The following is a 14,657-nucleotide window of genomic DNA, read 5'->3' as shown; positions in this document are numbered from 1 at the left end:
GAACGCGCAAAAGCGCCCGCCCCTCCCGGGGACCGGACGCTTTCAGCTTTGGAACGATTAAGCCAACTCCAAGAATCAGATAAAACCGCGCGATATGATTTCAGTTGGAACCGCCTTGGTATCCATGGCGGGACCACTCCCTTTAACCGAGTCGGCTCCAGCATACAACAACGGGTCCTGACACAAGTCTATCCGTACCTTTTTCGCATGTTTTCGATTTCCGCGCGCATGCGATCCCGCAGCGATTCCGGCTCCAGCACGCGCACCGCACCGCCCCAACCGAGCGTCCACTGAAGCAGCTCCTCGATCCGCCGCACGCGAAACGTCGCCAGCCAGCCGTCCTCCCCCGGCTCGAACGATTCCATATAGAAGTTGTCCGCTCCCTGAACCAGGTCGGCGACGGCCGGTTCGACCAGCATCCGCACGATCACGTTCCGGTCGTCCGCGGGCCGCCGATCCTGCAGATTAAAGCCGGGAAGGACTTCAAAAGATTGTTCGAGCAAGACGAGTTCATTCATGCGGGACAGCCGAAAGTGACGAACGTCTCGCCTCAGGCCGCAAAACGCGACAAGCATCCACGCCCCCTGGGAAAAAACGAGCCCGTAAGGATCGGCCGTACGCTCGCTGTGGCGATTGCCGTCCGTGTCCGGCAGATTCTTGGAATAGCGGAAACGAATCTTGCGCTTCTGCACGATCGCCCGGCGCAGCAGCTCGAACGTCTCCTTCTCCTCCCCGCGCGTTCTCCCCGCTCTATCGTTCAACAGCCGGATCGCCGAACGCAGCCGGGCCGTCTCCTCGCGTACGCTCTCCGGTAAAATGGCCTCGATCTTCTCCTGCGAGCTGCGGGCGCTCGAGCCGTACTCGGCGTCCAGCCTCAGCTCGACGAAGTCCGCCCCGACGAGCAGCGCCATCGCTTCCTGTGCCGTAAAGCTTACCGGGGGTAGGAAGTAGCCCTCCATCAAGGAGTACCCTACGCCCGGCGCGCCTGCCACGGGAACGCCCATCTCGCTGAGCGCCTGCATGTCGCGGTAGATCGTGCGGACGCTCGTCTCGAACCGGCCGGCCAAATCCTCGGCGCGCAGGACCCCTTTGCGCTGCAGCTCGATGACGATGGCCAACATGCGCTCGGTTTTATTCATAGATGTCCGCTTCCTTTCTCCTTGCGAGCAATCAATAACGATTTATCGGCGACGCTTTTGAATAGGCTGCTGTTTCAAGGAGCCGTGGAGGGATAAGTTACTATTATCAAACTTTTAATATCTCATTTTATCATATGGGTTTTTAGGAATGATAAATACCGGCTTCGTCGTTGAACGCTCCGAAGCCGGGCACGGTGAACTTGATCATGGGACCAGGTGAGAATATGCGAGATGCCGATTGGACAAGATTAGAGGTTGAGGGCATTGCCAAGATTGAAAAATTAGTTGCTGAGTATGTAATTACGCAGCTAGATGTACCTACGGGAAGATTTCGAGTAAGAATCTACGAATCCGCTAATCATTGGTTTATGGGAATAACGAATTTGCGAATTAAGAATACCATAGACGGTTACCCGGAAGCCGGAGTAGGTAATGGGCGATCGCCAACAGAGGCATTAGAAGACACCCTCCGTAACTTTATGCAGCTCTTGTTAGAAGACCGTGTAATAACGGATGACGATTTTGTTTTTGTGAACTATTGCGATTTTTAAAATGTATAGGATTCAGCACGTGCGCAATAACCCTGCATGGCTTCATCTGCCGGCCGTCGCGCAAGGGGCGCACGTGCTGAGTAGACTGACTTGCAATACCCGGGAGCCTTACCTTTAAAATTCTAATTCATGAATGACGCCGATCGGATTGCACAAGATCTCGCAGCCGTCCTCCCGGATGACAGCCCCCTTCTCCCAGCGGATGCCGAACGTATCGGTGGTGACGAAGGTGTCGATCTGGAAGGTCATGTTCGGCTGCAGCAAGTAATCGGACGACGTTTCCATCCAGGGGGCTTCAACCTCGATCATCCCCGTACCGTGGCACGGTCCGTACAGGTAGTTTTTCTCGTACCCGTGATCTTTGAAAAATTGATAAAATCCTTTCGCCACATCGCTGGCGCGCACGCCCGCCTTCAGCTGCGCCTGCGTCCATTCGTGCGCCTTCAAGCCGAATTCAATGACCTCGCGTCGCTCGGGCGCCAGCTTGCCGAGGCTGATCGGCATCCCGATGCTCGGGGAGTAGCCGTCTACCTTGGCGGATAGATTCAGCTGCACGATGTCGCCTTTGTTGATGACGCGGTGCGAAGAGCGGGAGATCGCGTGCCGGGTGGACTTTTCGCTGAAGATATACATCGGCAGGCCTTCGTACTCCGCGCCGTTCTCATAGATGACCCGCTGGGCGACACCGACCATTTGCGTCTCCGTCACGCCCGGGCGGATGCTTCGAATGACTTCTTGGGTCGCAAGCTCGGTAATCCGGAACCCTTCGCGCATGCAAGCCAGCTCATTTTCCGACTTGATGCTGCGCAGGGCGACCATGATGTGATCTGCGCTTGAAATTTCCGCTTCCGGAAAGTTACTTTTGAGCCCTTCCATCATGACGACGCTCGTATCCAACAGGCTGGCGACGCCGATCTTGAGCTTCGCGCCGGTCACGCGCAGCGATTTGAATACATCGGCGTACGTACTCGGTCTAAGCTCGGGGTAGCTGGGGTTCGCGGATTCGCGGTACTCCATCAGGGTGAAGATGTTGTCGATCTTCCCGAAGTCGGATGCGTAGATTGTGCTCTCCGGTCCGACGAGCAGCGCTGCGTCCCCCGCAGCCGTAATGGCCACCCCCGCCCGTTCGAACAGCGGCCAGAATCCGCTGAAGTACCGGGCATTCGCGTAGTCCGCTTCGTTCGAATTGACGATCATGATGTCCAGGCCGCTTTGCCCGACCATCTTGGACGCCCTTTGAATTCTTTCTTGGTACTCCCGGTCGGGGATACGCACCCTTGCGGTCATCTCGATCCCTCCTTATGTTTGGCGGCCCGCTGTCTTGCTCCACTGCAAGGCGAATTGATCCGCCCGGTGGAACGTCGCGCCTATGTCCTTCAGTCGGTCAATCAGCAGCGAGAACGCTTTCATCGCGGTGTCCCCGCAGCCAAGCGTGAGAAACCGGTCCGGCGTTACCGTCGCTTCGCCATAATGGTAGCTCTCCCGGACCGGGATGAATTCCCATGGGTGAAAATAAAAACAGAGAACGACGGGTAAATTCCGCTCCCGCAAAAAGGCCACGAAGCGCTCGATATGCCTCATCAGCGCATCGGCCCCTTTCGTCCGGAACAGCGGCCACTGGTCCCGATCCCGCTCCAGTCCCGGGTCGTTGCTGGTCATGGCCATATCGGCGAAGTTGGGAATCTCGACGATATTCATCTCGCCTTCCTGCGTCCAGTCCGACGCGCTTGGACGGTAAGGAACGAAGCGTTCCCGGTAGAAGTACATCGGGTAGGAGGCATCGGATACGTAATTTAATTCCTCAAGGGCGTTCAGCAAAGCGGTGGAGCCCCACAGACGGGGCGCGCGAAACGAAACCGGCTGCTCGCCGAGCACCTGCCGCACCCACTCCGTCGCTTTGGCGATCCGAAGCGGAACCTCTTCGGGGAGGAGCGGGACGACCCCCGGAATCGGGAACAGCGCATCCCCCACCGTCTCATGGAACAGCGAGTGGCAGCCGACCTCGTTACCGCTTCGCTTCACCAGCTCGACGCTTTCCGGATTTCGCCGTGCCGCATCGCCCGTATAATAGAACGTGCCCTTGATGCCTTTTTTGTCGAACAGCTCGACGAGCGGAGCCGTCGCGTTCTTGACGCCTTCATAATAAGGCGTGAAGCTGCCTACGTCCGTCTCCATATCGAACCCGAAAATGACTTGGATATTGTCGCTCATCCGATTCCATCTCTCCCTGCTCAGACGCTCATTAGACGCTTAATCCCATGGTCGTGTAATAGGCCATATTGGATTGCCGCGTGTCCAGCCTGCCGTACTGAACGACGACAGGTGCATCGCTAACCAATCTGACGGCGTACTGGGTTTCTGTCGGTACCACGAAGCCCCCCATATCTTCGGGGTTATCCAACCGGTAGCAGCGAACCCGCCGGGCTTCGACCATAGTGGAAGATAGCCTCACCGGCTCCCTGTCGGCAAAATAAAGCGTCAGCTCCAGACTTGCCGGGGCGTCGTTCATATTCAGCACAATAATCGATTCGTGTCCCTGGAGAAGCGAGTCGCCAGGCGGCGGCAGCTCGCAGTCGGGGTACACCCACTGCAACTTTCCATTGCGATCCTCCATGCCGTTCGCCTCCTTGTGCTTGTTCATTTAACCCGTGGCCCTTAACCCGGCTGTCCCGCCTCATGGCGTCGCGCCGCTCTCAGCCGGCCTCGCCGGGGAGGTAAGAGCCAATGACCGGCGATAGTCCGCGAATTCGCTGTCCAGCACCGTGCGGACCTGATGGATTTTCCAGCGTAGATGATCGGGATCCGTCATATAGGCCATGCTCGGCTCCCAGCCCAGTCTCGAATCCGCCTCGACGAGCGGGAGCGCCGCTTCGGCATTGGCGATCTCCCGCTCCGCCAGCTGCGCCAGCCGCTCGAGCCACTTCTCCGCCAACTGCGGATCGGGCTCCCGGAACAGCGCTTGCTTGGCTTTCCACCACTGCTTCACGTGAATCGTCGTCTGGACGCAAAGCGCGATGAACCGCCCCAACCCCAGCAGCCTTGCGACTTCCGCCTGCTTCCCTGGAGGGGTCGCCGCCAGCGCCTGCTCAAGCAAGCCATTGCCGGCATGCATCCGCTCCAGCATGCGTTCCAGACTTCTCAGCTCGACGTCCACGCGCGCGCTGCCGAGCGATTGTCTCGGTCCCTCCAACGGCTGATAGTTCGTGACAACGATCTCATTGCCGAACATGGCCTTCTGATCGGCGGGAACGTTTACCGGGTTGCAGAATACGAGCGGATAGGACGGACCGATGCGGAAGGGACCGTACTGGTCCTCGTTCGTCGGCACGTAATGCTGGATCGCCTCGCTCCAGCATGCCCAGGCCGCCATGGCCAGCGGGGCCCCTTCCGCGCCAAAGTCGCGCCTCGCCAGCTGAGCGAGCACGTCCTCGTAGGCGGGACTCGGATGCCAGTAAGCAGCTTTCGCAAGCTCGCTGATAAAGGACGGCCACCAGCCGTAGTGATGGGACTCCATCAGGCCGCTCAGCCCCCAATCGTGCCGGGCTTGCTGCAAAGCCCGATGCCGCTTGTTCCATTGCCCCGGGAACGGTTCGTACGGAATGACGCCGATATCCCACGTCAGCCCGCCTGTATTGCTCATGGCGTACAGCTTGATCCCGCGCTCCTTCGCCACGGCGGCCTCGCTGCGGAAATACGCGCCGGGGCCGATGGAGGACAGCGTATAGTCAACGCATACGTTCGTCACGTGCTCGCGGCGGATCTGCTCGAACATCTCGAACGTCACGAGCAGCGTGATGCCCTCGGGCAGCGCCCGGATGAGCCGGAGCCGATCCGCCTCCGGGGCATAGCCCCAGTTGTACGTCCAGAACACGATATCCGCCTCCGCGTTATGGGCGCGGATCGTCTTGGCGAGCAGCGTCAGCCATTGCGGGAAATCCGTGCACGGCCACCAGCCGGGGCTCGGCTTCGTGCGAGGCTGATCGGCCGGCCAATCGAGGCGCAGCTTGCCAGTCGTATTCGGGTCCTTGCTCGGGAATTCGCAGGATTCGCCCACGAGGATGACGCCCTTAAATCGCGGACAAGCCTGGAACACCCGGCCGTATGTTCGCTCATAATCGTCCGGCGCGTCCGGGTCGTCCGGGTGGAGCCGGCTGGCGAGATTGCTGTACATGTAGACGTCCAATCCGTATAAAGCGGCTCGATCTACCAGGTAGTTGAAATCCTGGTAGCCTTCCGGCGTCTCGTCGACGTCCTTCACGAACACCAGGATCGCGTCGATGCCCGCATGGGCCATCGCGTTCAGGTGGGCGTCGGGGAAGCGGTCGAGTCCCCAGCCGGAATGGGCCATTCGCGGCGAGAACAGCGGCTCGCGGCTGATATCTCCGTGCGGCCAGAGCGGCGCCTCGCGGAGATTCATCTGATCCTCGAGGTAGTAGCTGGCCTGCGCCGCGCCCCGTTCATCGTACCCGCAGAGCAGGATGCGGCGATCTCCGGCCATGATGCGATAGCTGCGGGGTCGCGCCAACGCCTCCCCATAGGATGGCGGGAGATCCGTCTTCGTCGCGAACACGATCGCCTGGTCCGCGTCGCGGGCTGCCTGCTCCAAGTCCGTTACCCGCGATAGCCGAACGGACACGTTCATGCTCGCGAACAAGTAGTCCTGCAAATCCTTTGCCGTATTCAGCAGCAGATCCCCTGCCTCCACGCCTACCACGATGCGCCATTCTTCCGTGATCTCCAGATCGTCCGGGGAGGCGTGCACCTCCGGGTTGCGGCGATCCGACCGGTGCACTTCCTCCAATCGCTTGCGGAATTCGTAGTTTCGCTCCATCTACACGCTCCTCCGGATGACTTCCCAGGGCCGATTCGTGGACGCATCTTCCATCTCCATGCAGAGGCGCATCGTTTCCGAAGCGTCCTCAAGCGTAATCGACGGCGGCAGGCCTGCCGCAACGCGGTACACAATATCCCGATTTTGCGCGAACGTATTATGAAAGTGAAAATGATCCTCTTCTTTATCCCAACTGTAACGCGCCGCTATGACCGCGGAAGGCGTATCGTGGTGCGGCTTTCCCGGATGGTGATAGACCCGCAGCTCCCGATGGAACAAATCGATCTCGATGGCTCCTTCCGTTCCCGTGATGATGTAGTTCAGCTTGTGCCCCAGTTTGTCCTGGTCGAACAGGTCCTCGCCGTCTTTGATCAGATCGTTGTTGTACCCCGGCGCCGCGGTCATCGTAAAAAACAATTGGCTTACGGTTCCGTTTTCGAACCGGTAGGACACATGCACATTATCTTTAATCTCGAAGTAAGGAATGACGTTCGGGGCGCTTGTCGCGATAAAATCGTTCACCCGCGAGCCGTTCCACCAGCGTACCAGGTCTATATAATGACAGAGCTTTTCCAGGCACATCCCCCCGGAGAATTCCTTGCGGACGCGCCAGGAATCCTTCGTGTAAGGCGGCATGCTGTACGTAAAATGCACGTTGACCAGCTTGCCGATCTCGCCTGAATCGATATAAGATTTGGCAAGCTGATACACTTTCGAATATCTCAATTCAAGTCCGACCTGTAAGAAACCGTTCGTTTCCCTTTGCGCCTTCAATAAATCGCCGATTTGCTCCGGGTTGACGCCGGAAGGCTTCTCTGTCATTACCGCTTTGCCGGCGCGCAAGGCTTGGATCGCCAGCGGCGCGTGCGTTGCATTCGGCGTGGCGATAAAGACCAATTTGATGCGTTCGTCCTTCAGAATGCCGTCCAAATCCGTCGTCACCGCAATGGGGAAATTCTCCCTTGTCTTTTCCAGAGAATCCTCGGAAATATCGTAACCCACGATGGATGCCAGATACGGGGAACCGGATATTTGCTCGATGATCGTTCGTCCCATAGCTCCGCACCCGATTACGGCCACTGCAATTTTGTTCATGTGCCATTCCTCCATACTCCGCTTACGGGTTCAAAAATCATCGCTTCCATACGTTCAGGATTGCGGTGGCGTCGGCTTCAAGCGCCGTTCGCGCCTGGGCGGTAATCTTATTCTGTTGTCCCTTATTGTTCAGATGCTTCAAAAAGTTTTCCAGATGCTTCATCGCTTGCTGGGGCTTTCCTTTCGACCGCATGCTTTCGGCTTGATCGAGCGAATTGTTCAGCTGGCTGGCCAGGGCGTGCGCAATAGCTCCCGAAGACTCGTTTTGCTCGATCAAATGCAGGATGCCAGCGATCGCCTCCGTCTCCGTCGTCACTTGAAACGAAAACCGGTACGTCTTCGATTTTTGACCGTCCGAGGCGGTGACCTTCACGCTCGTTACCTCTTGCAGCGTATTGGCCTTCGTCACTTCGACCGTCGCCTGCGGGTCGGCGGCTTCGACCGTTATCGCCGGAACCGAGACGGTGCCGTACGGCAATACGATGGTATAGTCCTCTCTATCGTAGGCAAACCCCGCAACCGTCTGATTTCCCATGCTAGCGCCGCTCAGGAACACGGAAGGCGCAGCAGGTATCGTAAGCTCAAACGCCTTGACGGCGCTGGACGCGCCCTTGGCCACGACGGCCGTCAGCGTTACGGTTTGATCGGCGCCTTCCGGTCTGGCGACGGCCCCCGACGCAAGATCTAGGAAGCCTGCCGGCGAAGCGCTCCATGCGATCGTACTGCCGTGCGCTCCTGCATCCGGCAGATACACCGCTTGGGTAACGCTGCTCGGATCGGCATTTTCACCTCTGATGACATCCCAGGTAAGCGCCGACCGATCGTCGGCTACGCTGTCGGCGTCCGAGATCGTATAGGTCAAAAACTTGGCGTCGGCCCACACAGCCTGATCGGCGAGCAAGCTGCCGTTCGCGACCGTTTCCAGACGCAGCTCGTTAACGCCGTTGATCGGAACGCTGATCTTGACAGCGTTCTGATTCCGGTTTCCAACCGCGCCGCTCTCATAAAGCAGCTTCCCGTCGCCGTAAATGCGGAAAATCGGTCCCTGATCCGCATCAAGCTCTGCTTGCAAATACGCCTTGGGCTGGTTGTTCCAGGTAATGGCCGACGGACTCCAATTGTCGTTGCTTATGGCCGTAATCTGAACGCTAGGGCTGTTCTTGGACAATATAAACAGCTTCAGCTTCACCGATTGGATATCGCCCGCCGACAAGCCGGCAGCGTTCAGATCAAACTTCAGGTAGGCGATTTTCAGCGCACCCCTGCTGACGACAAGCTGGGATTTCAGCGCGCCGTCCGCGTTATAATTCGTGTCCGCGGAAGTGCCGCCGACGACTTGCGAGTTTTCGCTTGCTACGATCGTACGCGTGGTGTTATCGTTCAGCGTGATTTCAAGCACCGGCGCCTGGCCTTGCGCCGCCTGCGTTTTCGTGCGGAAATAGTTGTTCCCGTCCGCATTTCCGCTAAGCTTGAAGCTAAGCGTGCCGTCTCCGCCATACTGCACCGCGCCTGTCGTTACATCCGTTTCCGCGTAGGTCGAATTTGCTCCCAGAGACATGCTGTACGCGATTCCGCTCGGAAGCTCGGCGCCTTGATCGATGCCCGCATAAGCCTCGAACTGCTCGAACCCCTTGCCGGTCAAATCGTAATAAAGCTTGGAAGGCGCGACCGCGCCGACGCTCTTGGCAAAGGCTTGGGCCTGCCCGCCGGTCCGCACGGAATAGGCGTTGCCTTGCGCGTTCGCATCGTAATGGATGCCGTCCTGCTGACCTTCGGCTTTTGCCCACGACTTGACCGGATCATACGACAGCTCGCTTAAGAAGGCTTCAACTTCAGAGGTCAGCGGCAGCAGCACGAGGCTGTCATGCGCGCTATCAATCTGCATCGCAGCCGTCTCGACTTCCTCCTGGGTGGCGTCGGCAATATGCTGCGTCAGCAGCAGCTTCGCTTGGTCCACCGCCGCCTTCAAGCTTAAGATGGAGTTCGTCGTGTAGTGCAGCGCGCCGGAATTGGACAGGAAGTTGTCCGTAACGTCAATCAGCGCGTCCAAGCGGCTCGTATCGATGCCTTGATAGACAGAAACGTCGTCGATATAAGCCGGTACGCCGTCATCCAGCTGATAGGCATCCATATACACCCGCATATATTTGACAGGCACATTGTTAACGGAACCCGGCACATTGAAGAGCAATTCGGCGCGTTTCCATTCGCCGGCCGCATCCTTGAACATTTTGCGTCCCGTATACGCGAAGTTCGCCTTGAGCAAGTTCTTGTTTGCATCGTACAAATCGCAGATGACAACCATCGAGCCGCGCGTCTGCGTGCCCGGCGGCGAGTAATAGTACGCGCTGACGGTGGTCAGGCCTGCGGTTACCGGCACATATTGGGCGGGTCCTGCTTCGCCGATATTCTCCAGCTTGACGCTCATGCTTCCCGTGTGCGCGACGATGTTGTCGTAACGAATGGAATTGCCCGAGCCGCCCATAATGACATTCGGCTCCCAGACGTCTCCGGCTTGCAGCTCGCCCGGCTGTCCCGATTCGAAGGACGGATCCGCGATGACATATTTGTCCTTCCACGCTTTGAGCAGCAATCTGGCAAAATCGCGCTGCTGCGACGAGGCGGGAGCCTTGGCAAGCTGCAAAACCCGGTCAACGACGGGACCTCCGTTAGGCTCCGCGCTCTTCATGTAATCGTCGAGCGCGAAAAACAAGCTGGAATTCAACCCGTTCCATTGCATGGCCGGCAGATACCGCGGATCCCGTTCAAATAATGGCGGCTTCTTCGTCATTTCCTGATCGAGAATCTGGTTTCTTTTCACCGCCATCGTCAATGCCGATTCAAGCGTCCCGTTATCCGCCAGATAGCCGAGTGCCGTGCTCTCGTCGGCGATCGGGTCGTACGTTCTCGGATAACTGAGCACGGAAGCTTCGTAATACTCGAAGACGCGATCAAGCATCTGCGCGCGCTTCTTTTCTTCAGGCGTACTCGCCTTTTCCAGAACGGCTTCCATGAAACCCCTGCTTGTCTCCATATCCTCGCTCGTCGGCACATTTAAATAGGAGGCGTCGTAGAAGTGCAAATACGTACCGTTTTTAAAGGTTTCGAACCAGGTCGAACCCGGTATATCCTGGCTCCAGAAGGCTTCCCAGTAGTCGTAATATTGCCTTAAGTAGGGGGCCGCTTCAGCGCCTACCGCCCGCTCGCACCATAAATCGATCAGCTCATCGACATCCAGATCGGGATCCCATTGCAGCTTGGCCATGACCCAAGGCTTCGGCCCTTCTCCCCAGTTCGGGTTCAGCTCCGAGAAAAAGTATTTTACGCCTTGCGATTCTCCGAATTGGTAGTTATCGGCCATTTGATGCATGTATACGCGGGGGATGGCATACGTCAATCCGTAGTCGTAATCGTACCATCCGAGGGCGCTCGCTCTCGCGCTCCATGCGGCATTCAGGCTTTTCCCCGCCGTTTCCACCCCGGGATCGACCCAGGTCGTCCGATCCTTGGTCAAGAAGGGCACGACATGCGCATCCAGATCGAACGAGGGCGGATCGGCCACCCAGTCGTAGGCGATTAATCCGAATTTTTTATTCTGATATTTCGGATCCTGAACGACCTCGCCCACGACATCGTTCACCCATTGGTAATAAACGTCGGACAGATTAGGCAGGCCTACTGAATTCAGCGGGGCATTTGCGATGTATTCGTCGCTGTAGCCGCCGGAATCGTTTACGCCAAGCGCGAACCAGGTTTTGGTCGGATTCGCGTCGAAATAGGCTTTAATTTTATAAACCGCAATCGATACTGTAATAGGCTCGGTGAATCGGGGCTGCCAGACCGTGGTTTGTCCTGCACTCGGAATCTTTCTTTGACCGTTGATGATCGGATAAATTTCCGGATGCGTTGCGGCAAATTCCTGCGGCGGAAACAGACTGTATAAATTATGGCTGAACCATACGTTGGAGTCGTTTGCCGTATTTCGTTTATTCCGGTCGATCCATTCCTGATTTTCTGCGCCGCCGCTATAAAGCACCCCTTCCGTAAAAGCAGGCTCCTCGCGAACCGGCGTTAACGGAATGTCCACCGTACTTGTCTTCGGCACATATTCGCCGTCCTCGCCCGGCATGAGCCAGAGCACGCCCAGATAGCGTTCGAGAAAAGCGCTTGCGCCGAACCGCGTTCCCCAGGTCGTTGGCCCGATGATCGTAATGCCGTTGTCGTACGGCCGGATCAAGTAGCCGTCGTTCGTCATCCCGTTCAGATCCGATTGAATGTCGGGATCGCTCCCCGCCGAAGCGAAGCCGACATCGATTTTGACCATGTTTTGATAGGTTGCGGCCGCGCTGTCGACAGCCGTTTTGCTTTTCACTTCCAAATCCGCGTTCGTCGATTTTTTAATGTATTGCTTGAGCAGGTTCGCCGCATATTGGAGGTTGGCGTCGCTGCTGTCCGGCACGACGATGACGGCTTGCGCCTGGCCGTTCTCGACGATGGTCAAATGCGGTTCGGGGGTATCCGCTGCGGCCGTCTGCCGCACATGGGCTGCCGGCCATACGGATATCAGCAATGCCATGATTAAAATGCGCGAAACCGACTTATAAAGCTTGTTTTTGCCCACTCGTCAATCACTCCTTGAATGATTTGATGGCCGTGCGACAGTCTATACGCCCGTCTTGACCCAGTCGGCAGTGCTCGTACCCGTCGATTTGTACCAGGCTTTGTTTGTCGTATCCAGCAGTTCTTCGCCTATAAAAAGAGGGACCGTCGAACCGGCCGGGCTTCCCGCACGGCTCCGGTATCCGTTCTGTCCGAACGCGCGGAATTGGAACGGCTGGCTGGCTACGGCTGCTGCGGTTAAGGAGGCAGTATACGCGGAGTCTACCTTGACGGTCGTGCCCGAGATGGATAGCACGCGTTTGTAGCCGCTTGTGCCGGCCACGGTGATGAAGTCTCCCGGAATAAGCTCCGTTACGTTCGCGACGGCGGTAAGCGAATCCGACCCGGTAGCCGTCGTCGCCGTCACGCCGCCGATCGCGCGTCCCGTTCCTTCCGCAACGCAAACCCAGCCCGCATTGCCGCCCTCCACCGGATTTTGCACGGAAACCTTGTCTCCGGCCGCCCATGTTCCCGTCGTGGGCATTCCTTTTCCCTCGTCGTAGCAGTCCGCATTGTTCCTTACCGGTATCGGAATGACGTCGCCTGCAGAGAGGGTCAAGCCTTTGATTTGCACCCAATCCGGCTTGACCGTGCCATACGAGAAATCCAGCAGCTCGTTGATCGCCGTCTCCGTGCCGGTTATCTTGTAGAACCCCTCCACCGTCTGCCAGTCCCAGCAGTTGCCCGGCTCGAACGCAACGCTGCCGATCGCGATCGCGCCGGGATTGCTGAACAGCTTGACGTTAAATGTCGCGCTTGCGGACAAGTGCGGGCAGCGCAGCTGCAGGGCGACATAGACGTAGCGGTCTTTCATCTCCGCGATGTTCAGTCCGACATTCCTTAGCTCCGCCAGCCGCCAGACGCTGGCCGACTCGGCGCCTTTGCGGATCAGCAGCGTCGAGCCCAGGTACGGGTCATGCTGCGGATGATGCGCGCCGATGCCGGCGTAAGTGCTTTTCAAGACAAGCTTCTGGTTCGTATTGCTCATGAATCCCCCCGTATATTCGTAAAGCCTCTTCGCCGTGGGCGGGGTAGCCGGCGTCAGCATGCCGGTGCCGGATACCGCGTTGCCGGTCACATTGTAGAGAAAGCAGCTCTGGAGCGTCACCTTCGGGATGGCGCACAGCCAGTTGTACACATAGTTGCCGGAACGGAACTGGCATCGGTCGAAAATGACCTGCGTCTTGTCCGCGATGTCCGCGGCGGCCCGGATCGGAAGGTCCGTGTCGTAAATAAACGGGATCGCCTCCAGATGCACAAGCAGGCTGCCGCCGCTGCTTCTAGTGACGAGATTGTCCATCCATCTGGATTCGCAGATCCGTACCATTTGGGCGGCGTCGCCGACGTAATCGCTGCTGAAGATGCAGCCGACCGCGTTCGGCGCGTTGCTGCCCGCGCTTTCAAGCCATAGTCCGCGAATCTCGAACGAGCGGCACGGGCTATCGATATGCAGGTGCTTGGCCCCGGCGTACGTCGGAGCCAGATCGCTGCGGAACATGCCGCTGCCCTCCAATACGACGTCCGTCAGCAGCGACATATTGCAGCCGACCAAATGCAGCGCCGGTCCGATCCGGTCCATCCCGTAAAACCGGAAGTTGTCTATGCGCAAACCGCTCGTCGAGTGAGGATAGTAGCTGACGCCGGGGTACGGCGTGATTTTGATCGCGCCGCCGCCCTTGGACATAATCCGGGTAAAATGCATGTTGCCGGAGTAAACCATCTCGGAGAAGTCAAAGCAGTAGCCGGAGGCCACCACCTCAAGATCCTCGAAATGGTACCACAGCGACTTGTTCGCAAGCCCTGTACAACGGTAGGCGATGCCCGCCTGATTATTGGCTCCTGTCGCGGTAATGATCAGACTCCGGATAAACGCTCTGGCATCGGAAGGGGGATAGGCATTGACCGGCGTGATTACGATGGCCGCATCTCCCGCCGTCGTGCTGTTAAGCACGATCCTCGCCTCCGGATTGGCCCCGACGAGGCTGGTCTTGGAAGCGGACGACAGCAGCAGCGATTGCGTAATCCGGAAAACGCCCTTCAGCAGCACCGTTTGCCCGGTTCCCGCAGCGATGGCCGCCTGCAGCGGAGCCGTATCGTCGGCAGTACCGTCGCCCGCCGCTCCAAACCATTTTGCGTCCAATTCGTTTCCGTATATGCGCTTGAATCGTGCTCCGGATGCCGATACGACGACCGTCCCCGTGTTGTCCGTTGATGCGGTATCGCCGGGATCGTAGCGAAAATGCCCCTCCTTCCCCACATCCCGCACGTAATAGTTGCAGCTGACAGAAGGCGCGGCAAGCGCCCGAAGCTCCGCTATCGTGACTGAATCGCAGCAGGCCGTCTCTTCCCCGTTGTCCGGCATTGCGCTTCCACCTCTCCTAA

9 protein-coding genes are annotated in these 14,657 nt (G+C 57.9%); 1 reads left to right on the top strand and 8 read right to left on the bottom strand.

Features of this window, described 5'->3' with window-relative positions; all coding sequences use genetic code 11:
• Nucleotides 1-188: 188 nt before the first annotated feature.
• Entirely contained in the window at nt 189-1,139 is a 951-nt protein-coding gene (locus ACFSR7_RS16440; RefSeq protein WP_378163349.1) for a helix-turn-helix transcriptional regulator, read from the bottom strand.
• A 194-nt stretch (nt 1,140-1,333) separates the two neighbouring features.
• On the opposite strand from ACFSR7_RS16440, the gene ACFSR7_RS16435 reads away from it, so the two are divergent.
• Entirely contained in the window at nt 1,334-1,690 is a 357-nt protein-coding gene (locus ACFSR7_RS16435; RefSeq protein WP_378163347.1) for a hypothetical protein, read from the top strand.
• Between the two features lie 114 nt (nt 1,691-1,804).
• On the opposite strand, the gene ACFSR7_RS16430 is transcribed toward ACFSR7_RS16435, so the two are convergent.
• The 7 genes from ACFSR7_RS16430 to ACFSR7_RS16400 are packed head-to-tail and all read right to left on the bottom strand — an operon-like array spanning nt 1,805 to nt 14,637.
• Nucleotides 1,805-2,977 (bottom strand): M24 family metallopeptidase, encoded by a 1,173-nt coding sequence (locus tag ACFSR7_RS16430; protein ID WP_378163345.1) that lies wholly within the window; start codon nt 2,975-2,977, stop codon nt 1,805-1,807.
• Between the two features lie 12 nt (nt 2,978-2,989).
• Complete coding sequence (locus ACFSR7_RS16425; protein ID WP_378163343.1) at nt 2,990-3,901, bottom strand: polysaccharide deacetylase family protein; 912 nt, start codon at nt 3,899-3,901, stop codon at nt 2,990-2,992.
• 31 nt (nt 3,902-3,932) lie between these two features.
• Complete coding sequence (locus ACFSR7_RS16420) at nt 3,933-4,331, bottom strand: sensory rhodopsin transducer (RefSeq protein WP_378163341.1); 399 nt, start codon at nt 4,329-4,331, stop codon at nt 3,933-3,935.
• 33 nt (nt 4,332-4,364) lie between these two features.
• Nucleotides 4,365-6,521, bottom strand: coding sequence for a hypothetical protein (locus tag ACFSR7_RS16415; RefSeq protein WP_378163339.1), 2,157 nt, complete (start codon nt 6,519-6,521; stop codon nt 4,365-4,367).
• On the bottom strand, nt 6,522-7,616 hold the full coding sequence (locus ACFSR7_RS16410) for a Gfo/Idh/MocA family protein (RefSeq protein ID WP_378163337.1): 1,095 nt from the start codon (nt 7,614-7,616) through the stop codon (nt 6,522-6,524). It abuts the gene before it with no gap.
• Between the two features lie 37 nt (nt 7,617-7,653).
• Nucleotides 7,654-12,237, bottom strand: a complete 4,584-nt coding sequence (locus ACFSR7_RS16405) for a DUF4838 domain-containing protein (RefSeq protein WP_378163335.1) — start codon at nt 12,235-12,237, stop codon at nt 7,654-7,656.
• A 42-nt stretch (nt 12,238-12,279) separates the two neighbouring features.
• The gene (locus ACFSR7_RS16400; protein ID WP_378163333.1) at nt 12,280-14,637 is read right to left on the bottom strand and encodes a hypothetical protein; all 2,358 of its coding nucleotides are present in this window, start codon (nt 14,635-14,637) and stop codon (nt 12,280-12,282) included.
• Between the last annotated feature and the right edge of the window lie 20 nt (nt 14,638-14,657).

This window comes from Cohnella sp. GCM10020058 (genome assembly GCF_042683485.1).
GTDB lineage: Bacteria > Bacillota > Bacilli > Paenibacillales > Paenibacillaceae > Cohnella.
The sequence above is the reverse complement of the archived record's forward strand: the minus strand, read 5'-3'. Positions and strand labels throughout refer to the sequence as shown.